The sequence below is a fragment of the Streptomyces sp. NPDC059989 genome (assembly GCF_042736975.1).
In the GTDB taxonomy this organism is placed as follows: domain Bacteria; phylum Actinomycetota; class Actinomycetes; order Streptomycetales; family Streptomycetaceae; genus Streptomyces.
In genome coordinates, this window is record NZ_JBHWUO010000004.1 from 145,914 (window position 1) to 167,140 (window position 21,227).

A 21,227-nucleotide genomic window follows, 5' to 3' on the forward strand; every position below is an offset into this window, starting at 1 on the left:
CATGGTCACGACGGGTGCCGCAGAGGACCGCGTGTTCGCCGCGCTAGCCAACGGCACCCGCCGCGAAGTCCTGCGCCTGCTGCGCGAGCGCGGCCCGCAGCCCGTCCAGACCCTCGCCGACCACTTCGACATGCGCCGCCCCAGCCTCTCGGAGCACCTCAAGGTGCTGCGGGAGGCCGGGCTCGTCTCCGAGGAGCGCGCCGGCCGGCAGCGGATCTACCGCCTGGAGGCCGCGCCGCTCGCCGAGGTGCAGGACTGGCTCCATCCGTACGAGCGGTTCTGGCGCGACCGGTTCAAGGACCTGGGCGAGCTCCTCGACCGCATGCCCGACGATGAGACATGACCACCGACTCCGGCTCCGACCCCGGCCCGCTCCCCGTGCCCGACGACGACCTCACCACCGTCCGGGTCGACCAGTTCCTGCCGCACCCGCCCGCCAAGGTCTGGCGCGCCCTGACCGAGCCCGAGCTGATCGCCCAGTGGCTCATGGCGTCGGACTTCCGCCTGGAGGTCGGCCACCGCTACAGGATGACCACGCTGCCCCGCCCCAACACGGGCTACTCCGGCACCACCGCGGCCGAGGTCCTCGCCTACGAGACCGGGCGCATGCTGTCGGTCCGCTGGCGGGACGCCGACGCCGCCAACACGGCGGACTGGACCATCACCTGGACCCTCGAACCGGAGGGCCGCGGCACCCGGCTCTTCCTCGTGCACGAGGGCTTCGACCCGGACGACCCGGCGCAGATGGCGGCCCGCACCATCATGGGCAAGGGCTGGCGCACCTTCGTCATGGACGCGCTGCGCGCCGTGGTCGAGCGGCTCTGAGGCGGCGGGATCCCGGATATGACGGAAGGGCCCGGATCCTTGAGGATCCGGGCCCTTCCGGTTAGTAGCGGGGACAGGATTTGAACCTGCGACCTCTGGGTTATGAGCCCAGCGAGCTACCGAGCTGCTCCACCCCGCGTCGGTAAACCTCACCCTACGGCACTCCGGGCCCGCCCCCGACCACCCTCACTCCCCGCCGGGCCGCCCCAGCCCCTTCGCGTCGTGCACGATCAGGGCGACCTGGACCCGGTTGGTCACGTTCAGCTTGGCCAGGATGCTCGACACGTGCGCCTTGACGGTGGGCACGCTCATGTACAACCGGGCGGCGATCTCCGCGTTGGTACGGCCCTCCCCGACCGCGAGCGCGACGTCGTACTCCCGCGCCGCCAGCCGCTCCAGCCGGGCCCGCGCCGCCGCACGCGAGTCGGTGGCCGGCTCCGCCGGGGCCGCGACCCGCGCGATGAGCTGCTGGGTCACCGCCGGGGACAGGACGGGCTCCCCGGCCGCCACCCGGCGTACCGCCGCCGCGATCTCCGTCGGGGGAGTGTCCTTGAGCAGGAACCCGGCGGCCCCCGCGCGCAGCGCCCGTACGACGTACTCGTCCGGATTGAAGGTCGTCAGGATGACGATCGCCGGGCTCTTCGGCAGGGCCAGCAGGACCGGGGTCGCCGCCAGCCCGTCCAGCACCGGCATCCGGATGTCGAGGAGGACGACGTCCGGGGCGTGTTCCCGGGCCAGGGCGACGGCCTGCTCGCCATCGGCGGCCTCCGCCACGATGGTGATGTCATCGACGCTGCCGAACATTAGCCGAAGCCCCATCCGCACCAGCGGATCGTCGTCGGCGAGAAGGACCCGGATCATGCCGACCACGGTATCCAGGCCTGTACCAGGTAGTCCCCGGCGGCCGGGCCGTGCCGCAGCTGCCCGCCGGCCAGCGTCGTGCGCTCGGCCAGGCCGATCAGCCCCTGCCCCGAGCCCGGAATGGCGGACCCGGAGGGCACCCGCGGACCGGGCAGCGGGTTGCGGACGATGATGTCGACCCCGCTGTCGGGCTCACCGCTCACCTCGACGCGGACCTCGGCACCCGGGGCGTGCTTGCGCGCGTTGGTCAGTGCCTCCTGGACGATGCGGTACACGGTGCGCCCGGCCAGGACCGGGACCTCGTCGGGGTCGCCCACCCGTACGTCCAGCCGCAGGTCCATTCCGGCGGCCCGGGACTCGCGTGCGAGCCGGGCCAGGTCGGCGAGGACGGGCTGGGGCGCCTCGGCCGGGCCTTCCGTACGGTCCTCGCAGCCGTCCGGGACATGCGACCCGTCCGGGACATGCGACCCGTCCGTCGGGGTGCGCAGGACGCCGATGACCATGCGCAGGTCCTGGAGCGCCTGGTGGGCGTTGTCCCGGATGACGCCCGCCGCCCGGGCCACGTCACCGGGGTCCGGGGACCGGTTGAATTCGAGGGCTCCGGCGTGGACGCTCAGCAGCGACAGCCGGTGCGCCAGTACGTCGTGCATCTCGCGCGCGATGTCCTCGCGGGCCCGCAGCTGCGCCTCCAGCGCCCGCCGGGCCGCCTCCTCCTCCGCGCGCCGCGCCCGCTCGGTCAGCGTCGCGACCAGCATCCGCCGCGAGCGTACGAACAGGCCCCAGCCGACGGCGAGGGCGACCAGGGCCCACGCGATGAACAGGGTGCCCGTGACGGAGAGCCCGTCGCCGGGGGCCGAGCGCAGCAGCCAGGCGACCGGTACCGGGAGCGCCGCGGCCGCCGCGACCCAGGCGGTGGTCCGTACGGGACGCAGCGCCGCCACGGTGAAGAGCGCCACCATCGCCGCGACGGTGACGGCCGAGGAGGTCAGTCCCAGGACCAGGGTGACGGCGGTGACGAGGACGGGGTAGCGCCGGCGCCACCACAGGGTGAGGGCCGCGCACGCCGCGATGAAGGGTCCCGTGCCGTAGAAGCGCAGCCGGAACAGCTCCTCCACGGGGTGCATCGCCCAGGTCCACACGGGCGTGCGCGGGAACATGAGCAGCGGGTTGTGTGCGGCCGCGGCCACCGCGACCGACAGACCGGCGGCGAGGACCACGACGGCGAGGTCGATGGACCGCTCGCGCGAGGTTCGGGGCATGGGCCAAAAGCGTACGCGAGGTAATCAGGGCAAATCGCCCATCCGTACCTTCGTCTGCGGATCCCCTACTTTGGTCACCCGAGGACCGGCCCCGCGCCGCCGAAGGTCGGGCCGGGCGCAGACCTTGCGCCGATGCACCCGGCCGGACGGCCTCCCTAGCGTCGGCGCCATGAACAACGGACACAACGAACCCAAGCCGCCCACGCCGCTGCTCGGCGCGCTGCCGCCGGCCCGGGCCGGCCGATGACCCACGACCCCCGCGTTCCCCACGACCCCCGCGTCCCCGCGCTGCGCGCCGACGGGCTCGGCCGCCGCTACTCCCGCGGCTGGGCCCTGAAGGACTGCACCTTCCAGATCCCCGCCGGCCGCGTCTGCGCGCTGGTCGGACCCAACGGGGCGGGCAAGAGCACCCTGCTGTCCCTGGCCGCCGACCTCCTCACGCCCACCGAGGGCGCGATCCGCGTCTTCGGCGAACCCCCCGCCGCCCCGGCGGCCCGCCGCTCCACCGCCCTGCTCAGCCAGGACAAGCCGCTCTACCGCGGCTTCCGGGTCTCCGAGATCCTGCGCATGGGCCGCGAGATGAACCCCACCTGGGACCAGGCGGCCGCCGAGCGCGTCATCGAGGGCGGGAACATCCCGCTGCGCGCCCGGGTCGGTTCGCTCTCCGGCGGCCAGCGCACCCGGGTCGCCCTCGCCCTGGCCTTCGGCAAACGCCCCCGGCTGCTGATGCTGGACGAGCCCATGGCCGACCTGGACCCGCTGGTGCGCCACGAGATGGGCCGCCTCCTGCTGTCCGAGGCGGCCGCGCACGGCACCACCGTGCTGCTGTCCTCGCACGTCGTCTCCGAACTGGCCGACGCCTGCGACTTCCTGCTGGTCATCGGCTCCGGCCGGGTCCGCCTCGCCGGCGACATCGACGAACTCCGCGCCGCCCACCGCACCGCCGGTGACGGCCCCGCCCCCTCCCTGGAACACCTCCTGATGACCTATCTGCGCGACCCCGACCTGCCGACGGTGATCACCCCGGCCGCCCGTCCCGAGCCGACGGGGGCGGTGGCGTGAAGGGCGTGACCTGGCTGGTGTGGCGCCGGCACCGTACGGCCCGCTGGGCGCTCCTCGCCGGAACCGCCCTGGTCGCCGGGTACTTCGCCTACGGCGCCTACGGCGCGGCCGACGCCGTGGTCCGGCAGCTGGACGGGTGCACGGGGGCCGGCGCCGAGAACTCCCGGCGCTGCATGGACGCGCTGACCGACTTCCAGCAGCAGCACCAGTACCCGCTGCGCCGACCGCTCCAGGTGCTGGTGCTGCTGCCGCTCGTCTTCGGCCTCTTCCTCGGCGCGCCGCTGTTCGCCCAGGAGCTGGAGTCCGGCACGTACCGCACCGCGCTGGCCCAGTCGGTGACGCGCACCCGGTGGTTCCTGGCGAACCTCGCCGTCCCCGCGGCCCTGACGGTCCTCTTCGCGGGCCTGGTCACCGCCGCCGCGACCTGGTGGTGGCACACGGTGGCCGTTCCGCTCGGCAGCCGGTTCCCCTGGTACGGGTTGATGCCGTACGACGCCATCGGCCCGGCCCCGGTGGCCAAGGCGGTGCTGATGCTGTTGGTCGGCATCGCCCTGAGCCTGCTGATCCGGCGGACGGTGGCGGCCATGGGCGCCGCGCTGGCGGTCGGCGGGATCCTGCTGTTCGCACTGGAGCGGATGCGGGCGGCCCTGTGGCCGTCGGTCCTCGTCCGGCAGCAGGGCGCGGACGTCCCGGGGGCGCCGGACGGCGCGTGGGTGCTCGGCGAGGGCCTGCTCTCCGCCGAGGGCCGGCGGATCCCCGACGTGCCGAGGTGCTGGGGGGCCGAGGACTACGGGCAGTGCCTGGCGCGGCACGGGGCCACGGGACGCTGGGCCGAGTACCACCCGCAGGCCCACCTGTGGCCGCTGCAGTGGGTGGAGACGGGCCTGTGCCTGGCCGTGGCCGCCGCCCTCGCGGCGGGCTGCTTCTGGTGGACGCGCCGCCGCCTCACCTGAAATCCGGGTGGCACCGCCCGCCCGGCCCGCAACAATGCGTCCATGAGCATCCGAGCGGTACGACAGGACGAACTGCCCCTGCTCCAGGACATCGAGAGGGCGGCCGGGCGCTGCTTCCGGGACATCGGCATGGCCGAGATCGCCGACGACGAGCCGCTCCCGCTCGACGAGCTCGCCCGTTACCGGGAGGCCGGCCTGGCCTGGGTGGCGGTCGACGGGGCCGACGCCCCGGTCGCGTACCTGATCGCGGACCGCGTCGACGGCAACCTGCACGTCGAGCAGGTGTCGGTGCACCCGGACAGTGCCCGCCGCGCCATCGGCCGGTCCCTGATCGAGCACCTGGCGGAGTACGCCGTACGGGACGGGGTGCCCGCGCTGACCCTCACCACGTTCACCGAGGTCCCGTGGAACGCCCCGTACTACGCCCGCTGCGGATTCCGGCTCCTGGACGAGAACGGGCTCACCCCCGGCCTGCGGGAGATCCGCGAACACGAGGCGCTCCACGGCCTGGACCGGTGGCCCCGGGCCTGTATGCACCGGGCGCTGGGCGAGTCCGTGGCGGGCAGCCGCTAACCGGCGGCTTCCCGCGGGCTCCCGTCGGCGGCCGGGTGGCGGCGGTGGGCGAAGCGGTCGGCCGCGCGGCGGCCGCGGGCCCCGACCGGGAGGACCCCGTTGGCCGCTCCGAGTCCGAAGGCCGGCATGTCGAAGTAGATCGACTCGTGCGAGCCCTCGGGCACGACGTACGTCTCGTGCCACAGCCCCACGTGACCGCGCGCCTTTCCGGCGCGCTCCTTGCGGTTGATGATCGACCACGCCTTGTGGTGGAACATGTCCGGGGCCTTGGCGTAGGCGTAGAGCTTCTCCTTCGACTCCCAGTACTGGACCACGTAGTACGTGCGCGGCGAAGCGGTGAGCAGGACGTGCCCGAGCAGTCCGCGGTCGGGGTCCTTGGCCAGTTCGCGGAGCATGCGGGGCATGGCCAGCAGCACCGGCAGCCAGTGGTGCACCCCCCGGAAGCGGTTGATGCGCATGCCGATCAGCAGGACCACGACGTCACCCTTGACATCCGCGGTGGTGTGGCCCGGTATCGGTTTCGCGAACACGATGCCCCCCTCGTCCTCGTCGATCGCTTGGATAGCGGCGCTGTCCAAGCCTCCGTGGTTGGATAGTGGCACTGTCCAAGGGAAGGTTCAAGGGATGCGGCTGGCGGAGTTGAGCGAGCGGAGCGGCGTCTCCCTCGCGACGATCAAGTACTACCTCCGCGAAGGGCTGTTGCGGCCGGGCCACCGGATCAGCGCGACGACGGCCGACTACGACGAGGGCCACCTGCGCAGGCTCCGGCTGGTGCGCGCGATGATCCAGGTCGGCAAGGTCCCGGTGGCGACGGTCCGGGAGGTGCTCCGGCACGTCGACGACGACTCGCTGGGCCGCACGATCCGCCTCGGCGCCGCCCTCTGGGCGCTGCCCCAGGGGTCCGAACCCGAACCCGAACCCGAGGACGAGGCCACGGTCGCCGCACGCGGTGAGGTGGACCGGCTGCTGGAGATGCTGGGCTGGTCGACGGCCCGCGAGCTGGGCGCGCTCTCGCCCGTCCACCGCTCCCTGGTGGTGGCGGTGGCCACGCTCATCCGGCTCGGCTATCCCTGGGACGCCGCGCTGATGGCCCCGTACGCCGAGCTCATGCACCAAGCGGCCCGGCGGGACCTGGACTTCGTGGAGACCCACCCCTCGGAGGCGGAGAAGGTCGAGACCGCCGTCGCGGCGACCATCCTCTTCCAGCCCGTGCTCAAGGCGCTCCACGGCCTCGCCCAGGAGGAGGAGTCGGCCCGCCGCTACGGGCTGTCGTGATCGCCGACTCCGCGGGGTTCAGGCGCGCGTGAGCCGCCGCGCCGTCGCGACGAGGGCTTCGCGCCGCAGGTCGCGGCCCTCGCCGGCCTCAAGTACGTCGGGTACGAGGATCCGGGCGAGCTGGGGCAGGGTGAACCAGGAGCTGATGAGCGAGATCAGGGAGTGCAGCAGCTGCGCGGGGGGCACCTCGGCCGTGAGGGCGCCCCGGCGCTGGGCCTCGGCGATCGCGGCGATCTTCTCCGCGTAGTGGTCGGTGCGCTCGCATTCGGCGACGACGCGGTCCTGGCACATCAGGCCCTCCCAGGCCAGCAGGCGCAGGAAGTGCGGGTGCGCGCGGTGGTAGTCGTAGGTGCGGCCCGCGTAGTCCCCGAGATCCTCGGCCTGTTCGGGGGTCATGGGGACGGCGGCTCCGAGCTTGGCCAGCTCGGCCTCCAGTACGGCGACGAACAGCTTCTCCTTGCTGCCGAAGTACTGGTAGATCCGCTCCTTGTTGATCCCGGCGCGGATGGCCACCCGCGCCACGCGGGCACCCTCGGGGCCGTGTTCGGCGAACTCCTCGACGGCTGCGTCGAGGAGGAGCTGCTTGGTGCGCGCGGTGTCCCAGGCCATGCGGCCATCGTACGTTATTCCCAACCCGGTGGTTGGAGTTGTGCCGCGGGCTGTGCCAGACTCCAACCAGAAGGTTGGAGATTTCGGATCCAACCGCTCACCAGGGGGTATTCATGTCCGCACACGCCGTCCCGTCCGTCCACCGCCGCGCGCTGATCACCTGGGTCGCCGTGTACCCGACCATCACGATCGTGCTCGCCCTGCTGCGCCCGGTCCTGAAGGACGTACCGCTGGCGCTCCAGACGCTGGTCCTCACCGCGATCGCCATCCCGATCGTCGTCTACGTCCTCGTCCCCGCCCTGATGAAGGCCAACGCCGCGCTCACTGCCCGCCGTTCACGCTGAAGCCTGCGGCGGCGGGGCGGCCGCCCGGCAGCACAGGACGGGGACCCGCTGCACGAGGTTGTTGCCGAAGCCGCCGCGGTTCCACGGCTGTTGCAGGGGCTGGACCCGTCCCGTGGCGTCCGTGGCCCGGACGGCGAGGGTGTGCGCGCCCGGCGCGGCCGTCCAGGCATACGTCCAGGACCGCCAGGCCCACGGGTGTGCACCGGGCGGGGTCAGGACGGCCTCGCTCCAGCCGGCGCCGCCGTCCGCGCTCACCTCGACCCGGGTGACCGGCCCGCGCCCGGACCAGGCGCGCCCCTCCAGCCGTACGGGGCCCGGCCGCACGATGCGGGTGCGCGACATGAAGTCGGGGAAACCGGGAGGGACCATCAGGGCCCGCGGCGCGATCCGCGTCACGGGCTCGCCGGGGTCCTCCGGATCGTCGCCGGACCGCCGGTACCGGTAGGCCACGGACTGCTGGAATCCGGTGAACGGGGCGTCGACCAGGGTGATCTCGCGCAGCCACTTCACATGGGCCATGCCGTACCAGCCGGGGACGACCAGCCGCAGCGGATACCCGTGCTGCGGCGGCAGGGGCAGGCCGTTCATCGCGTAGGCGAGCAGCACCTCGGGCTCGTCCCCGGTGGCCACCGGCAGCGGCAGACTGCGCCGGTAGTCCTGCTCGACCCCGCGCTCCACCCCGTGGTCGGCGCCCGTGAAGACGGCCTCGACGGCGTCCGCGCGCACCCGGGCCTCCGCCAGCACGGTCCGCAGCGGCACGCCCGTCCAGTCGGCGGTGCCCACCGCCTCGGTCAGCCAGGGCTGGCTGACCGGCCGGGGGGACAGCAGGGCCCGGCCGTTGCCCGCGCACTCCATGGTGACCCGCAGGGTGACGGCGGGGAACCGGTCGAGGGCCGCCGGGTCCAGGGTCAGCGGGGTGCGGACGCGGCCGCCGACGGAGAGCGTCCAGCCGTCGGCATCCGCGAGGGGGATGTCGTAGTGCACCAGTACGTAGTGCAGCCCGGGCGGTGTGACCTCGTAGCGCAGGGCCTCCAGCGGCAGCCCGTGGTTGCGGGCCGCGAGCGCCAGCTCCTCCCGGCTCACCCCCTCACCGTCGGCCGCCACCCGCGCCGGGGTGCTGACCTCGCTCAGGGACGACGCCTCCATCCCCCCATCGTCGCCCCCGCCTACGGGCCCGGCACCTCGGCGTCCCGCAGGTCCCGTACGAAGCGCCGGCCCGGCCGGCCGTCCAGTACGAACTCCTCGCCGGGTGTGAAGCCGGTGCGGGCCAGCACGGCCAGCGAGGCGGCGTTGTCGAGGGTGGTGACGGCCCGCAGCTCGGTCAGGCCGTACCCCCGGGCCGCCAGCACGCAGGCCTCGCGCACGGCGGCCGTGGCCAGTCCCCGCCCCGCGGCCCGCTCGGCGATCCGGTACCCGAGTTCGGCCGAGCCGTCTGCGACGTCCACCAGGTTGACCCGGCCGAGGATCTCGCCGCCGTCACCGACCAGGACGTGGAAGAAGTGCAGCCCTGCGGCCTGTTCGGCCAGCAGCTCGGCGTGCCGTGCGTCGAAGTGGGCGAAGTAGTGGTCGCCCCGGTCGGGAACCGACGCGGCGAAGTAGGCCCGGTTCGCCCTTTCGAAGTCGAGCAGGGCCGGGGCGTGATCGAGCTGCAGGCGCTTGAGGAGCTGAAGCTGATGCATGGCCCGATGCTACGCAGCGCGCGCGGTGTCCTCCGAACGAGTTCTCTTGGGGTGTCCGTTCGGCTGCAGAGCCGAGTTCATGATCATCATTTTGGCTCCCGATCGTTTTGATGCTCCCAACGGGCCGTGTGAGATCTGGGAGGGCTGTGTGGCCATGCCACAGGCACAACGAAGGCAACTGACCAAGGCGTGGGGCGTGGTGGCCGCCGTCACGGGGGCCATGCTGGTGGTCGCCGCGGCGCCGGGCCGCGCGCACGACACGGACGCCGCGCAGCGGGAGCCGGGCGGCGGGCCGCGGGAAGCGGCGGTCACCCTGTTGGTGGGCAGGGCGCTCGACGAGGGCGGCCGCGCCGGGGCGGCCGGGCTGTGCGCCGTGCACACCTTCCGGCCCGGGCTGTGCACCGGCTGGCGCGAGCAGCGGGTACGGGCCACCGCCCGGGGGAGCGGAGCCGTACTGCGGGAACCGCCCCTCGGCGACGCGGAGCGCGCCGCCCGCGCGGCCGCGCTCCCCACGGACGCCGACGCGCCGCTGGAGATCGCCCTCGCCGAGCCGGGACGCCTCACCGACGTGACCGTCAGCGACGCGCACGGCCGCCAGCTGGCCGGCGAACTCGGCCCGGACGGCGCGAACTGGCTGAACACCGAGCCGCTGCGGGCGGGCGAGACCTACACCGTGCAGGTCGGCGCCCAGGACGCGGCCGGGACGCCGGTCGGCGTGACCATGGCGTTCAGGACCGCAGCGCCGGCGGCGGCCGGCGGCCGGCTGACGGCCGAGTTCGGGCCCCGGCCCGGGACGTACGGCGCGGGCGAGATCGTCACGGCGGACCTCAGCCGGCCGGTCCCCGCCGCCGACCTCCTGGCCCGCGCCCGGGTGGAGCAGGCCTTGCAGGTGACCTCGGAGCCGCACGTCGAGGGCGCCTGGCACTGGGTCGACGACTCGACCCTGCACTACCGGCCGCGTACGTACTGGCCCGCCCACACGGTGGTGAGCGTGCGCAGCGGACTCGACGGGGTCGAGGTCGGGGAGCAGGGTTACGGAGGCCCCTCCGACGGCACCGAGTTCACCGTCGGGGACCGGATCGAGGCCGTCACCGACTCCGCCGCCCACGAGATGACCGTACGCCGCAACGGACGGATCATCAGGACCATCCCGGTCACCACCGGAAAGGCCGGATTCCGCACCCGCTCCGGCATCAAGGTCGTCCTGCGCAAGGAGCCCAAGGTCCGGATGCGCGGGGACAGCGTCGGCATCAAGCGCGGCACCAGCGAGTTCTACGACCTGCCCGTCCTCTGGGCGACCCGGGTGACGTGGAGCGGCGAGTACATCCACGCCGCACCCTGGTCGGTCGAGGCGCAGGGCGAGGAGAACGTCAGCCATGGGTGCACGGGCATGAGCACCCAGGACGCCGCCTGGTTCTTCGACACCGTGCGCGAAGGGGACATCGTCGAAGTGGTCAACAGCGGCGGTGAGCGGATGGCCCCCTTCGACAACGGATTCGGCGACTGGAACATGGACTGGCGGTCCTGGCGGGCGGGCAGCGCCCTGGCCGCCGCCGACGCGCACCGGGACGCGTCCCCGCCCTCCGCGGCCCGGCTGCACCCGACCACCTGATCGTGTCGCAGCCCTCCGCACGGCCGCGGCGGGTCGATAGTGGGGGCTGTGAGCGACTGGTCAGGACGTGAGGGTGCCCGGGCATTCGCGGCCGTCGAGGCGGCCACGGACTGGCTGCTCGGCTATCCGTTCGTCTTCCGGGCCCTGTCCCGCCGGATCGGCGAGGGCCAGGTGCTGGTGGACTACGGCTGCGGGCCCGGCAAGGTGGCCGACGCCGCGGCCCGGCGGCTCGGCGCACGCGTGTGGGGCGTGGACACCTCGCCCGAGATGCTGGCGCTGGCCCGCGCCTTGGGGTCGGCCGTGGCGGAGTACCACCTGGTCGAGGACGGCCGGGTGACGGACCTGCCGGACGGCTGCGCCGACGCGGTGATGTGCAATCACGTGCTCGCGTCGCTGCCGACCGAGGAGGCCGTGCTGGGGGTGTTCGCGGAGATCCGCCGGCTGCTGCGGCCGGGCGCCCCGTTCGTCCTGCTCACCACCGATCCGGCCTGTGCGGGCAGGGACTACGCCTCGCTGCGGATCGGGGCCCCGGGCGAGGTGTACGGGCCGGGCGACCCGCTGACCGTGCGGCTGCGGCGTACGGACGGGACCTGGCAGGACGTGCGCAACCACGCCTGGCCCGTCGGGATCTTCCCGGGCCTGCTGGAGCGCGCCGGCTTCGGGGACGTCGAGCAGCACCGCCCGACCGTGGACGAGGCGCTCACCGTCTCCGACCCGGACCTCGTGCGCGGCCGCGACTGGACGGCGGAGCGGGCGGAGCCGCCGCTGGTGATCACCACGGCGCTGGCGGCCGCCTCCGCCTAGCCGGCGCGGAAGGCCTTGCGGTAGGCCATCGGCGCGACGCCGATCGAGGCCGCCAGATGCTGGCGGAGCGAGACGGCGGTGCCGAAGCCCGCGTGCGCGGCGACCTGGTCCACCGGCAGGTCGGTGGTCTCCAGCAGCCGCCGCGCGTGCTCGACCCGCTGCTGGGCGAGCCACTGGCCGGGCGGCATGCCGACCTCCTCGCGGAACCGCCGGCAGAACGTCCGTACGCTCATCCGCGCGTGCTCCGCCAGCTCCGCGAGGGAGAGCGGCCCGTCCAGTCGCTCCAGCGCCCACGCGCGGGTCGCGGACGTGGTCGAGGCGGCCGGCCGGGGCATCGGGCGCTCGATGAACTGGGCCTGGCCGCCCTCGCGCCACGGGGGCACCACACAGAGCCGCGCCACCCGGTTGGCGATCTCGCTCCCGTGGTCGCGGCGCACCAGGTGCAGGCACAGGTCGACGCCGGAGGCGACCCCCGCGGCCGTGAGCACCTGGCCGTCGTCGACGAACAGCACGTTCGCATCGACCTGGATCTGAGGGAAAGCCCGCTGGAAGCGCTCGGCCTCGTTCCAGTGCGTGGTGGCGCGGCGGCCGTCGAGCAGGCCCGCGGCGGCCAGGACGTACGAGGCGGTGCAGATCGAGACGATGCGCGCCCCGGCCGGCAGGAGGGCCAGGGCCCGGGCCAACTCCTCGGGCAGCCAGTCGCGTTCCTCGCCGGGGCCGCAGGTGAAGGGCGGGATGACCAGGGTGTCGGCCGTCCGCAGCGCCTCGCTCCCGTGGGCCGGCGTGATGGCGAAATCGGCACTGGTGGTGACCGGCTCCCCGTCCAGGCTGCACGTCGCGACCTCGTACAAGGGCTCGCCGGACGGCCCTTCGGCGGTGCCGAAGATCCTCACCGGGATGCTCAGCTCGAACGGATAGACGCCTTCGAGGGCCAGGACCACGACACGATGCATGGCAAGATCCTTGCAGATGATGGCAATCTTGCCACTCGTTCCGGCGGGATCCGTCCGCGAGCCTTGATCCAAGAGGGCCGCAGGGGCCCGGAACGAACAGGGGGAAGACGATGCGCGCGATCGGCCAGGACGGATTTGGCGGGCCCGAGGTACTGAAGGTCGTCGAGGTGGAGCGTCCGGAGCCCGGGCCCGCGGAGGTGCTCGTACGGGTCCACGCGGCCGGGGTCAACCCGACCGACTCCTGGCACCGCGCCTCGGGCGGACTCGCCGGCGCCGTGATCCGCCTCGGCTGGGACGTCTCCGGCGTGGTCGAGGCGGTCGGCCTCGGGGTGACCACGCTCGCCCCGGGCGACGAGGTGTTCGGCATGCCGCGCCACCCGCTCCCGGCCGGCACCTACGCGGAGTACGTGACGTCTCCCGCCCGGCACCTGGTCCGCAAGCCCGCCGGACTCACCCACGTACAGGCCGCCGCGCTGCCGCTGGCCGCGCTCACCGCCTGGCAGGCGCTCGTGGACACCGCCGGGGTCCGCCCCGGGCAGCGGGTGCTGATCCACGCGGCGGCGGGCGGCGTCGGCCACCTCGCCGTGCAGATCGCCAAGGCCCGGGGCGCCCACGTCATCGGCACCGCCCGCGCCGCCAAACACGACTTCCTGCGCGGCCTCGGCGCCGACGAACTCGTCGACTACACCGAGGCCGACTTCGAGACGGCGATCGAGCCGGTCGACGTCGTCGTCGACGCCATCGGCGGGGACTACGGGCCGCGCTCGCTGCGCACCCTGCGCCCCGGCGGCATCCTGGTCGCCCTCGCCTCGCCGGCCGAGACCTACCTGGCGGACGAGGCGCGCCCGCTCGGGCTGCGCGCCGCCTTCATGGCCGTGGAGGCCGACCACGCGGGGATGAAGGAGATCGCCGCCCTCGCCGAGGCGGGCCTGCTGCGCCCGGAAATCGACACGGCGCTGCCCCTGGAACGGGCGGCCAAGGCCCATGAACTCGCCGACGGCCGCCGCACGACCGGCAAGATCGTCCTCACGGTCACCGACTGACCCGCCCGCTGCTCGGCTGCTCCGGCCACCGCGACCGCGCCGACCCGTGGCAGTAAAATGTGATCCACACGATGACTCGGGACTGGAGGCTGAAATGGCCCGGTCAGCTGGCATCGGATAGCCATGACGGCGACCGCCGTGGACCTCACCATGGGGGTCGAGGAGGAGTTCTTCCTCGTCGACCGCTCCACGCGGGCGCCGGTGGCGCGCGCACCGCAGGTGCTCGACGCGGTCTCGGAGCTGCTCGGCCCGCAGGCGCAGCCCGAGTTCTACGCCTGCCAGATCGAGGTCTGCACGACACCCACCCGCTCGGGTGCGGACCTGCGCGAGCAGCTGGTGGCCCTGCGTGCCACCGCCGCCCGCGCGGCGCGGGAAGCGGGGTGCCTGCTGGTCGCCGCGGGTACGGCCGTGGTGCCGCCCGAGGTCCCGATCCCGGTGACCGACGAGCCGCGCTACCAGCGCATGGCCCGGTACTACGGGGCCCTGGTGGACGGCCGGCTCGGGATGGTGTGCGGCTGCCACGTGCACATCGGCACCCTGGACCGCCCCGGTGCCCTCGCACTCGCCAACCGGGTACGCCCCTACCTCCCCGCCGTCCAGGCGCTCGCGGCGAACTCCCCCTTCGCCGGGGGCCTGGACAGCGGGTGCGCCAGCTGGCGGTCGGTGGAGTTCGGCCGCTGGCCGACGGCGGGGCCCGCACCGCCGCTCGATCCGGCGGGCTACGAGCAGACCGCCGACGCCCTCGTCCGGTCCGGGATCCTGCTCGACCGGAGGATGATCTACTGGTTCGCCCGCCCGTCCGAACACGTACCGACCCTCGAATTCCGCATCGCCGACGTCAACGCGGACGTGGACACCACGGTGCTCCTGGCCCTGCTGATCCGCGGGCTCAGCGCGACCCTGCTGGCGGAGTGCGGCCCCCGCGGCGGCGCGCCGCCGGAGGTACCGGCCGGCCGGCTGTGGTCGGCACACCGCTACGCCGCCCACTACGGACACCGGGGCGAAGCCCTCGACCCCCTCACCGGCGAGACCGTACCCGCCCGCACCCTGACCTCCGCCCTCCTGCGCCGGGCCGGCCCCGGCCTGGAGGCGACCGGCGACCTCGCCGAAGTCCGGCGCCTGATCGCCCCGCTCACCGCCCGCGGGGACGGGGCGGCGCACCAGCGCGAGCTGTACCGCCGTACGGGATGCCTGGACGCGGTGGTCGACGAGCTCGCGGCCACGACGACACGGGACCCGGGCTGAGCGCGGTGCGCGCGCCGCGCTCCTAGGCTCGCAGGATGACCGAGAACGAGATCAAGCTGAAGGCCATCGCCGCGCTCACCGCCCTGCGCGGTGGAGAGGAGCCCCGCTTCGTCTCCGAACTGCTCGGCGAGGTGATCCCCTCGGAGTTCGTCGTTCCGGCCTGGGCGGGCCCCGAGGAGGTCGGCCTGTCGCTGCTGAACCAGCTCTCCGACCCCTTGAGCGCCCTGATCAGCGGCTTCATCCAGGCCTTCGAGGCGGTCGCCGACGCCTACGACGAGACGGAGGCGGAACCGTCGACCGAGCAGATCCTCCAGGACGTGGCCCTCGGCCTCGCCCGAGACGACTCGGAGTGACCGCCGGCTCGACGGCCTCCAAGGGTCCGGGCGGGCCGGCCGGTAGGCTCGCCCGCATGGGCAGCCGCAACCTCGTCCGCACCTGGGACGTCCTCCCGAGCAGGGGCTACTCGACCGCCTGGGTCGTCCTCGCCGAAGGCCGACTCACCGCGCGGGGCCGGGCCGTGGGCCTGGTCCCCGAGCCGTACTGGGTCACGTACACGCTGGAGACCGTGGACGCGTACGTGACCTCGCGCCTGCACGTCACCGTCGACACGGAGACGTCGACCGGCATCCTCGACCTGCGCAACGACGCGGGCCGTTGGACGGTGGACGGCGAGCACCGCCCCGATCTCGACGGTGCCCTCGACTGCGACCTGGGCCTGTGCCCCCTGACGAACACCATGCCCGTGCTCCGGCACGGCCTGCACCGGCAGCCCGGAACCGCACCGCACCCCTTCCTGATGGCCTGGGTCTCCGTCCCCGGCCTCGAAGTGAGCGCCAACGAGCAGACGTACACGCATCTGGCCCGCGCCGAGCACGGTGCGCGCATCCGCTACGAGTCCGGGGACTTCCGCAGCGACGTCGACTTCGACGAGGACGGCCTGGTCCTGGACTATCCGCAACTGGCGACCGCGCTCACCCGTTGAGGCCGGGCACCGTCAGGAGGCGGACCGAAGGCGCCCGGCGGCGTCCTCCGCCTCCCGTACGACACGCTCGGGGTCCACGTCGACGAGGCGGCCGCCGAGCTTGAGGGGCCGGCCGTTCACGAAGACCGCGTGGACGTTCTCGGGGCGGGCGTTGAAGACGAGTTGGCCCACCCAGTCGAAGCGCGGAGCGAAGTTGAGCGCGGCGGGGTCGACCACGATGACGTCGGCGCGCTTGCCGGGGGTCAGCGAGCCGACCGTGTCGGCCATGCCGATCGCCTCGGCGCCGCCCAGCGTGGCGATCCGCAGCACGTCGTGGACCTGCGGGAACACCGAAGCGTCCTGCGACCGCGCCCGCTGGAGGCCGATGGCGGTCTTCATCAGGGCGAAGAAGTCGGAGGTGTCGTTGGTACCGCCGTCCTGGCCGAGCCCGACCTTGACGCCGCGCCGGGCGAGGTCCGGCAGCCGCATGATCCCCGAGGCGAGCCGCATGTTGCTCAGCGGGCAGTGCGAGACCCGTACGTCCTGCGCGGCGACCGCGGCGATCTCGGCGTCGGTCAGGTGGATCGCGTGGTTCATCAGCAGCCGGGGGCCGAACGCGCCGATGTCGGTCAGCACGCCGATCGGGTCGTCCGCGCGCTGTTCGGAGCGTTCGAGGACATGGCTGTTGAGCATGACGCCGAGGTCCCGGGCGAGCTCCCAGTGGAGCCGGTTGAGCCCCTGGATGGCCCGCGCCGCGTGCGTGGCGACCTGCGCCGAGGCGAGCGGCACCGGGTCGAGGAGCTCCCGCTTCACCCGGGGGATCAGCGCGGCCTCCCGCTCGGCCTGGAACATCGCGTAGGTGAAGCGCACCCCGGAGTCGGCCAGGGCGCGCACGTACTGGACCGTCGTGTCGTACGGGAGGGCGTCCACCCAGTCCACGAGCGTGGTGACGCCGGCCTGCACCGCATCCAGGGCGCCCAGGCGGACGAAGCGGTACATGTCCGCCGCCGGGATGCGGGAGAAGGTTGCCCGGTTGCAGTCGGCGAGCCATCCGAAGAGGTCGCGGTCCGAGCAGCCGCCGCGCATGGACGACTGCCACAGATGGGTGTGGACGTCGACGAAGCCCGGCATCACGAGCTTGCCGGAGGCATCGATCACCTGCGCGCCCGGCGGCACCTGAAGGCGCGTGCCGACGGCCGCGACGGCGCCGTCCCGCATGAGGACGTCCGCGTTCGCGACCGTGCCGAGGGGGCCGTCGCCGAGGGCCGGATCCATGGTGAGGACGAGCGCGGCGTTCCTGAGGACGGTGGCCCGCGCGGTCTGCGCCGGGCCCCGCGGCCGCGTCCGTCCGGCGCCGAGGACGAGCGGGGCGGCGGCGGCCATTCCCAGGCCGGCCAGAACGCCCCGACGGCTGGGCGCGCGTACGGGGGTGGGTGTGGATGCGGTGGGGGCCGAGGGGGTGGGTGCGGTGGGGGCCGAGGGGGTGGGTGCGGCGGGCGAGGCGCCGCCGGTACAGGCTCCGAGGGATTCCATGACGTGTTGCCTCCCAACGAACACGGGTCGGTTCGCCCTTCCCTGCCCCGACGGGTCGTCAGATGAAGGCGGGGGAGGATACCCGGATCGTCGGTCAGCCAAAGGGCTTTCCGATAGAGGCGCGTCAACATTTTGTGGAACTGGCGGAATTTCAGCGGTTCGTGGCCAGCCGGTGCAGGCGCAGCGCGAGCTGGAGTTCGAGCACCCGGCCGGGTGAGTTCCAGTCCCGGCCCAGCAGGCGGCCGATCCGCTCCAAGCGCTGGACCACGGTGTTCACGTGGACGTGCAGGACCTCCTTGGTCCTGGTCAGGCTGGACCCTTCGGCGAAGTACGCCTCCAGCGTGCCCGTCAGGTCGGTACCGCGAGCGGTGTCGTAGTCCAGTACGGCACCGAGCGTGCTCCGTACGTACCCGGCCACCCCGGCCTGGTCGCCGAGGAGCACGCCGACGAAGCCGAGGTCGGACAGGGCCCCGCCGCGGCCGCTCTGGCCCAGGGCGCGCAGCGCGGACAGGCAGCGGTGGGCCTCGGCGTGCGCCGCCGGCAGGCCGGCCGGACCCGACACGGGTCCGCCCGCGCCGACGGTGACCTCGGCGGACGCCGCCTGGCCCAGCTCGGCGGCCAGGGCGTGGGCGGTAGCACCCGGATCCTGCGCCGGAGCCACGACCACCACCTGCCCGTGGTGGAGCCCCGCCAGACCGTCGCGCGCCTGGGCGCCACGGGTGGCCGCGGCCAGCAGCCGCTTCCGGTCCGCCGTCCCGCCGTGCGCCACGAACACCCCGTACGGGCGGTCGAGGTCGACGCCCAGCCTGCGGGCGCGCGCCGACAGGCTGCCCGGGTCCCCGGTGGTGGACAGGAGGTCATTCAGCAGCTCGCCACGGACCCGGTCCTCGGTCTCGGCGACCGACCTGCGCAGCAGGAGCAGCAGCGCGGTGACCACCCCGGCGCGCTCGAACAGCAGCCGGTCGGCGTCCGCGAGGTCCGGGCGGCCGGTCAGCACGATGCTGCCGAGCAGTTCAGGACCGGCCAGCACGGCGCACACCCACGTCCCGTCGAGGGACACGGCCCGGCCGCCAGCGCGGGAGGCGGCGACCGCCCCGTCGGGCGGGGACAGCGGCTCGGCCCCCGTACGGGCCAGCTCGGCGCCCTCCGCGTCGTGGATCAGGATGCCGCCGTCCAGGATGTCCGCGAGCCGGCCGGCCACCCCGCCGGCGTCACCGCCGCGCAGCACGAGGTCGGTCAGCTGGTCGTGGGCGTGCTCGGCGCGGCGCAGGGCCTCGCTCTGGGCCCGGATGGTCGCGGTGGCGGAGCCCAGGTCGACGAGCGCGGTCCGCGTTTCCTCCAGCAGCCGGGCGCCGTCGATGGCGATGGCGGCGTGGTCGGCCAGGGAGGAGAGCAGGGCGACCTCGTCGGGCGTGAACTCGCGCGGGGTGCGGTCGGCGGCGTACAGCACGCCGATCACCTGGGCGCCGACGCGCAGCGGTACGCCCAGGATCGCCCGCAGCCCCTCGTCCCGTACGGCGCTGTCGATGGCGCCGGTGTGGTGGAAGCGGTCGTCGGCCTGGTAGTCGCCGGTGGCGTAGGGGCGCGCGGTCTGGGCGACGAGGCCGCCGAGCCCTTCGCCCATGCCGAGCCGCACCCGCTGGAAGGAGGCGGCGACGGATCCGTCGGTGACCCGCATGTAGGTGTCGCCGGCGGCTTCGTCGTTGAGGGAGAGGTAGGTGACGCCGGTGCCGAGCAGCATCTTGGCCCGGTGGACGATCGCCCGCAGTACGGCGTCCAGATCGCGCAGGGCGGCCAGGTCGCTGGCGGTGTCGAACAGCGCGGTGAGCTGCGCTTCGCGGCGGCGGTGCTGACTGAGCGTCCGGCGGATGCGCAGGGCCACCTCGGTGGCCTCGGCGAGCGCGGCCAGCTCGCTCGCGGGCGCACCCGCCTCCTTGGCCTCGGCGGCGGTACGGGCGAACTCCTCCGCGGGCGCCCCCTGGGCCAGCAGGTCCAGGAGGCGCCGCGGACCGGGCCGGGTGTTCGGATTGCCGGTGGCTGTCACGGTGGGGAGCATACGGCGGTCCGCTCAGCCGCCGAGCGGAACGGAGTCCTGCCGTCCGCGGGCCTGCCGCGGTACGCCGGCTACCGGACCGTCCTGGGCCAGGTCGCGCCCGCGGGTCTCCCTGGCCACCAGGACGGTCAGGGCGGTGACGACCGCGGCGAGGCAGAGGTAGACCGACACCGGGACGGAGGAGCCGTAGTCCTTGAGGAGTTCGACGGCGATGATCGGCGCGAGCGCACCGCCGATGATGGAGGCCAGCTGGGAACCCATCGAGGCGCCCGAGTAGCGGACCTTGGTGTCGAACATCTCGGAGATGAAGGCCGCCTGGGGGCCGTACATCGCGCCGTGCAGCAGCAGCCCGACCGTGACCGAGAGGGCGATGACGGGGAAGGACTTCGTGTCGAGCAGGGCGAAGAAGGCGAAGGCCCAGCCGGCCATCCCGACCGCGCCGATCAGGGTGACCGGGCGGCGGCCGATGCGGTCCGAGAGGGCGCCCCACAGCGGGATGGCGATGAAGTGGACGGCCGAGCCGATCAGTACGGCGTTCAGGGCGTCGCTCTTGGGGAGCCCCAGGTGGGAGGTGACGTAGACGAGGAGGAAGGCGGTGAGGATGTAGTACGAGATGTTCTCGCCGAGCCGGGTGCCGATCGCGGTCAGGACCTGGCGCCAGCCGTCGCGGAAGACCTGGACGACGGGCGGCTTCTCCGTGACACCCGCCTCGGCCTCCGCTTCCGCCTTGCGCCGGGCTTCGAGGAAGACCGGGGACTCGGAGACGGAGAGGCGGATCCACAGGCCGATCACGACGAGCACGCCGGAGAGCAGGAAGGGGATCCGCCAGCCCCAGGCGAGGAACGTCGCGTCGGACTGCACGGCGGCGAGCAGCGCCAGCACACCGGTGGCGAGCAGGTTCCCGCCGGGCGCGCCGGCCTGCGGCCAGGCGGCCCAGAACCCGCGGTGCTTGTCGCCGCCGTGCTCCGAGACGAGCAGGACGGCCCCGCCCCACTCGCCGCCGAGCGCGAAGCCCTGGACCAGGCGCAGGACGGTCAGCAGGATCGGAGCGCCGGCGCCGATGGCGGCGTGCGTGGGCAGCAGGCCCATGGCGAAGGTCGCGCCGCCCATCATCAGCAGGCTCAGGACCAGCAGCTTCTTGCGGCCGATCTTGTCGCCGTAGTGGCCGAAGACGATCCCGCCCAGCGGCCGGGCGGCGAAGCCGACGGCGTAGGTCAGGAAGGCGAGCAGGGTGCCGACGAGGGGGTCGCTGGACGGGAAGAACAGCTTGTTGAACACCAGGGCGGCGGCGGAGCCGTAGAGGAAGAAGTCGTACCACTCGATGGTGGTCCCGACGAGGCTCGCGGCGACGATCCGTCTGATGCCTGACGGGGCCTTCGGGGCGGTTGCGGGGGAGACCATGTGCACCACTTCCAGGGTGTCTGCGGGGACGTCAGGTGTGGCCACAACGTAGAAGTCCGCAGGGTAACGGCATATGTGGGCTGTCATCACAATCAACCCCACCGAGATGTGCCCAACCACCACACGACCCGAACCGATCCCCGATCAGCACGACGTCCAGGAGAGTTCCGAGTTACTGGACG

At 73.5% G+C, this 21,227-nt stretch carries 23 protein-coding genes and 1 tRNA gene; 13 read left to right on the forward strand and 11 right to left on the reverse strand.

Features of this window, described 5'->3' with window-relative positions:
• Nucleotide 1 precedes the first annotated feature (1 nt).
• Nucleotides 2-343, forward strand: a complete 342-nt coding sequence (locus ACFWBN_RS05410) for an ArsR/SmtB family transcription factor (RefSeq protein WP_385170901.1) — start codon at nt 2-4, stop codon at nt 341-343.
• Nucleotides 340-825, forward strand: coding sequence for an SRPBCC domain-containing protein (locus ACFWBN_RS05415; RefSeq protein WP_385170903.1), 486 nt, complete (start codon nt 340-342; stop codon nt 823-825). Before ACFWBN_RS05410 ends, ACFWBN_RS05415 begins: the two co-directional genes overlap by 4 nt.
• Before the next feature lie 65 nt (nt 826-890).
• On the opposite strand, the gene ACFWBN_RS05420 is transcribed toward ACFWBN_RS05415, so the two are convergent.
• The 3 genes from ACFWBN_RS05420 to ACFWBN_RS05430 all read right to left on the reverse strand — a co-directional run bounded on the left by ACFWBN_RS05420 (nt 891) and on the right by ACFWBN_RS05430 (nt 2,945).
• Nucleotides 891-964, reverse strand: a tRNA-Met gene (locus ACFWBN_RS05420).
• Between the two features lie 47 nt (nt 965-1,011).
• Nucleotides 1,012-1,686, reverse strand: a complete 675-nt coding sequence (locus ACFWBN_RS05425; protein WP_385170905.1) for a response regulator — start codon at nt 1,684-1,686, stop codon at nt 1,012-1,014.
• Nucleotides 1,683-2,945, reverse strand: coding sequence for a sensor histidine kinase (locus ACFWBN_RS05430; protein WP_385170908.1), 1,263 nt, complete (start codon nt 2,943-2,945; stop codon nt 1,683-1,685). The genes ACFWBN_RS05425 and ACFWBN_RS05430 overlap by 4 nt, the downstream gene beginning before the upstream one ends.
• Before the next feature lie 243 nt (nt 2,946-3,188).
• Between ACFWBN_RS05430 and ACFWBN_RS05435 the strand changes: the two genes are divergently transcribed.
• Genes ACFWBN_RS05435 through ACFWBN_RS05445 form a run of 3 tightly spaced genes read left to right on the forward strand, consistent with a single transcriptional unit; the run spans nt 3,189 to nt 5,533 of the window.
• On the forward strand, nt 3,189-4,007 hold the full coding sequence (locus ACFWBN_RS05435) for an ABC transporter ATP-binding protein (RefSeq protein ID WP_385170911.1): 819 nt from the start codon (nt 3,189-3,191) through the stop codon (nt 4,005-4,007).
• Complete coding sequence (locus tag ACFWBN_RS05440) at nt 4,004-4,960, forward strand: ABC transporter permease (protein ID WP_385170914.1); 957 nt, start codon at nt 4,004-4,006, stop codon at nt 4,958-4,960. Before ACFWBN_RS05435 ends, ACFWBN_RS05440 begins: the two co-directional genes overlap by 4 nt.
• Nucleotides 4,961-5,002: 42 nt before the next feature.
• Nucleotides 5,003-5,533, forward strand: a complete 531-nt coding sequence (locus ACFWBN_RS05445; protein WP_385170916.1) for a GNAT family N-acetyltransferase — start codon at nt 5,003-5,005, stop codon at nt 5,531-5,533.
• Here the strand turns inward: ACFWBN_RS05445 and ACFWBN_RS05450 are convergent.
• Nucleotides 5,530-6,063 carry a DUF4188 domain-containing protein gene (locus ACFWBN_RS05450; RefSeq protein ID WP_385170919.1) on the reverse strand — a complete coding sequence of 178 codons (534 nt, stop codon included), beginning with the start codon at nt 6,061-6,063 and terminating at the stop codon, nt 5,530-5,532. The genes ACFWBN_RS05445 and ACFWBN_RS05450 overlap by 4 nt on opposite strands.
• Nucleotides 6,064-6,157: 94 nt before the next feature.
• Between ACFWBN_RS05450 and ACFWBN_RS05455 the strand changes: the two genes are divergently transcribed.
• Complete coding sequence (locus tag ACFWBN_RS05455; RefSeq protein WP_385170922.1) at nt 6,158-6,808, forward strand: MerR family transcriptional regulator; 651 nt, start codon at nt 6,158-6,160, stop codon at nt 6,806-6,808.
• An 18-nt stretch (nt 6,809-6,826) separates the two neighbouring features.
• On the opposite strand, the gene ACFWBN_RS05460 is transcribed toward ACFWBN_RS05455, so the two are convergent.
• Nucleotides 6,827-7,417, reverse strand: a complete 591-nt coding sequence (locus ACFWBN_RS05460; protein ID WP_385170924.1) for a TetR family transcriptional regulator — start codon at nt 7,415-7,417, stop codon at nt 6,827-6,829.
• Nucleotides 7,418-7,530: 113 nt separating this feature from the next.
• Between ACFWBN_RS05460 and ACFWBN_RS05465 the strand changes: the two genes are divergently transcribed.
• Nucleotides 7,531-7,761 (forward strand): hypothetical protein, encoded by a 231-nt coding sequence (locus ACFWBN_RS05465; RefSeq protein WP_385170927.1) that lies wholly within the window; start codon nt 7,531-7,533, stop codon nt 7,759-7,761.
• Here the strand turns inward: ACFWBN_RS05465 and ACFWBN_RS05470 are convergent.
• Both ACFWBN_RS05470 and ACFWBN_RS05475 read right to left on the reverse strand, forming a co-directional pair.
• Nucleotides 7,753-8,907 carry a sulfite oxidase gene (locus ACFWBN_RS05470; protein ID WP_385170930.1) on the reverse strand — a complete coding sequence of 385 codons (1,155 nt, stop codon included), beginning with the start codon at nt 8,905-8,907 and terminating at the stop codon, nt 7,753-7,755. The genes ACFWBN_RS05465 and ACFWBN_RS05470 overlap by 9 nt on opposite strands.
• 20 nt (nt 8,908-8,927) lie before the next feature.
• Complete coding sequence (locus ACFWBN_RS05475; RefSeq protein WP_385170933.1) at nt 8,928-9,440, reverse strand: GNAT family N-acetyltransferase; 513 nt, start codon at nt 9,438-9,440, stop codon at nt 8,928-8,930.
• 154 nt (nt 9,441-9,594) lie between these two features.
• On the opposite strand from ACFWBN_RS05475, the gene ACFWBN_RS05480 reads away from it, so the two are divergent.
• Both ACFWBN_RS05480 and ACFWBN_RS05485 read left to right on the forward strand, forming a co-directional pair.
• Nucleotides 9,595-11,052 carry an Ig-like domain-containing protein gene (locus ACFWBN_RS05480; RefSeq protein WP_385171240.1) on the forward strand — a complete coding sequence of 486 codons (1,458 nt, stop codon included), beginning with the start codon at nt 9,595-9,597 and terminating at the stop codon, nt 11,050-11,052.
• 48 nt (nt 11,053-11,100) lie between these two features.
• A complete protein-coding gene (locus ACFWBN_RS05485; protein ID WP_385170936.1) occupies nt 11,101-11,856 on the forward strand; it encodes a class I SAM-dependent methyltransferase in 756 nt (251 codons plus the stop codon).
• Here ACFWBN_RS05485 and ACFWBN_RS05490 read toward each other — a convergent pair.
• Entirely contained in the window at nt 11,853-12,809 is a 957-nt protein-coding gene (locus tag ACFWBN_RS05490) for a GlxA family transcriptional regulator (RefSeq protein ID WP_385170939.1), read from the reverse strand. The genes ACFWBN_RS05485 and ACFWBN_RS05490 overlap by 4 nt on opposite strands.
• Nucleotides 12,810-12,919: 110 nt before the next feature.
• Here ACFWBN_RS05490 and ACFWBN_RS05495 point away from each other — a divergent pair, with 110 nt between their 5' ends.
• From ACFWBN_RS05495 to ACFWBN_RS05510, 4 genes are all read left to right on the forward strand, one after another.
• Nucleotides 12,920-13,852, forward strand: a complete 933-nt coding sequence (locus ACFWBN_RS05495; protein WP_385170942.1) for an NADP-dependent oxidoreductase — start codon at nt 12,920-12,922, stop codon at nt 13,850-13,852.
• Nucleotides 13,853-13,975: 123 nt separating this feature from the next.
• Nucleotides 13,976-15,097, forward strand: coding sequence for a glutamate--cysteine ligase (locus tag ACFWBN_RS05500; RefSeq protein WP_385170945.1), 1,122 nt, complete (start codon nt 13,976-13,978; stop codon nt 15,095-15,097).
• 35 nt (nt 15,098-15,132) lie between these two features.
• Nucleotides 15,133-15,450: a hypothetical protein gene (locus ACFWBN_RS05505; protein WP_385170949.1), complete on the forward strand. Its 318-nt coding sequence runs from the start codon at nt 15,133-15,135 to the stop codon at nt 15,448-15,450.
• A 56-nt stretch (nt 15,451-15,506) separates the two neighbouring features.
• Nucleotides 15,507-16,079, forward strand: a complete 573-nt coding sequence (locus ACFWBN_RS05510) for a putative glycolipid-binding domain-containing protein (RefSeq protein WP_385170952.1) — start codon at nt 15,507-15,509, stop codon at nt 16,077-16,079.
• A 12-nt stretch (nt 16,080-16,091) separates the two neighbouring features.
• Here the strand turns inward: ACFWBN_RS05510 and ACFWBN_RS05515 are convergent, their stop codons facing one another.
• From ACFWBN_RS05515 to ACFWBN_RS05525, 3 genes are all read right to left on the reverse strand, one after another.
• Nucleotides 16,092-17,591: an amidohydrolase family protein gene (locus tag ACFWBN_RS05515; RefSeq protein ID WP_385170955.1), complete on the reverse strand. Its 1,500-nt coding sequence runs from the start codon at nt 17,589-17,591 to the stop codon at nt 16,092-16,094.
• A 151-nt stretch (nt 17,592-17,742) separates the two neighbouring features.
• Nucleotides 17,743-19,647 (reverse strand): helix-turn-helix domain-containing protein, encoded by a 1,905-nt coding sequence (locus ACFWBN_RS05520; protein WP_385170957.1) that lies wholly within the window; start codon nt 19,645-19,647, stop codon nt 17,743-17,745.
• Nucleotides 19,648-19,659: 12 nt separating this feature from the next.
• A complete protein-coding gene (locus ACFWBN_RS05525; RefSeq protein WP_385171243.1) occupies nt 19,660-21,045 on the reverse strand; it encodes an MFS transporter in 1,386 nt (461 codons plus the stop codon).
• Between the last annotated feature and the right edge of the window lie 182 nt (nt 21,046-21,227).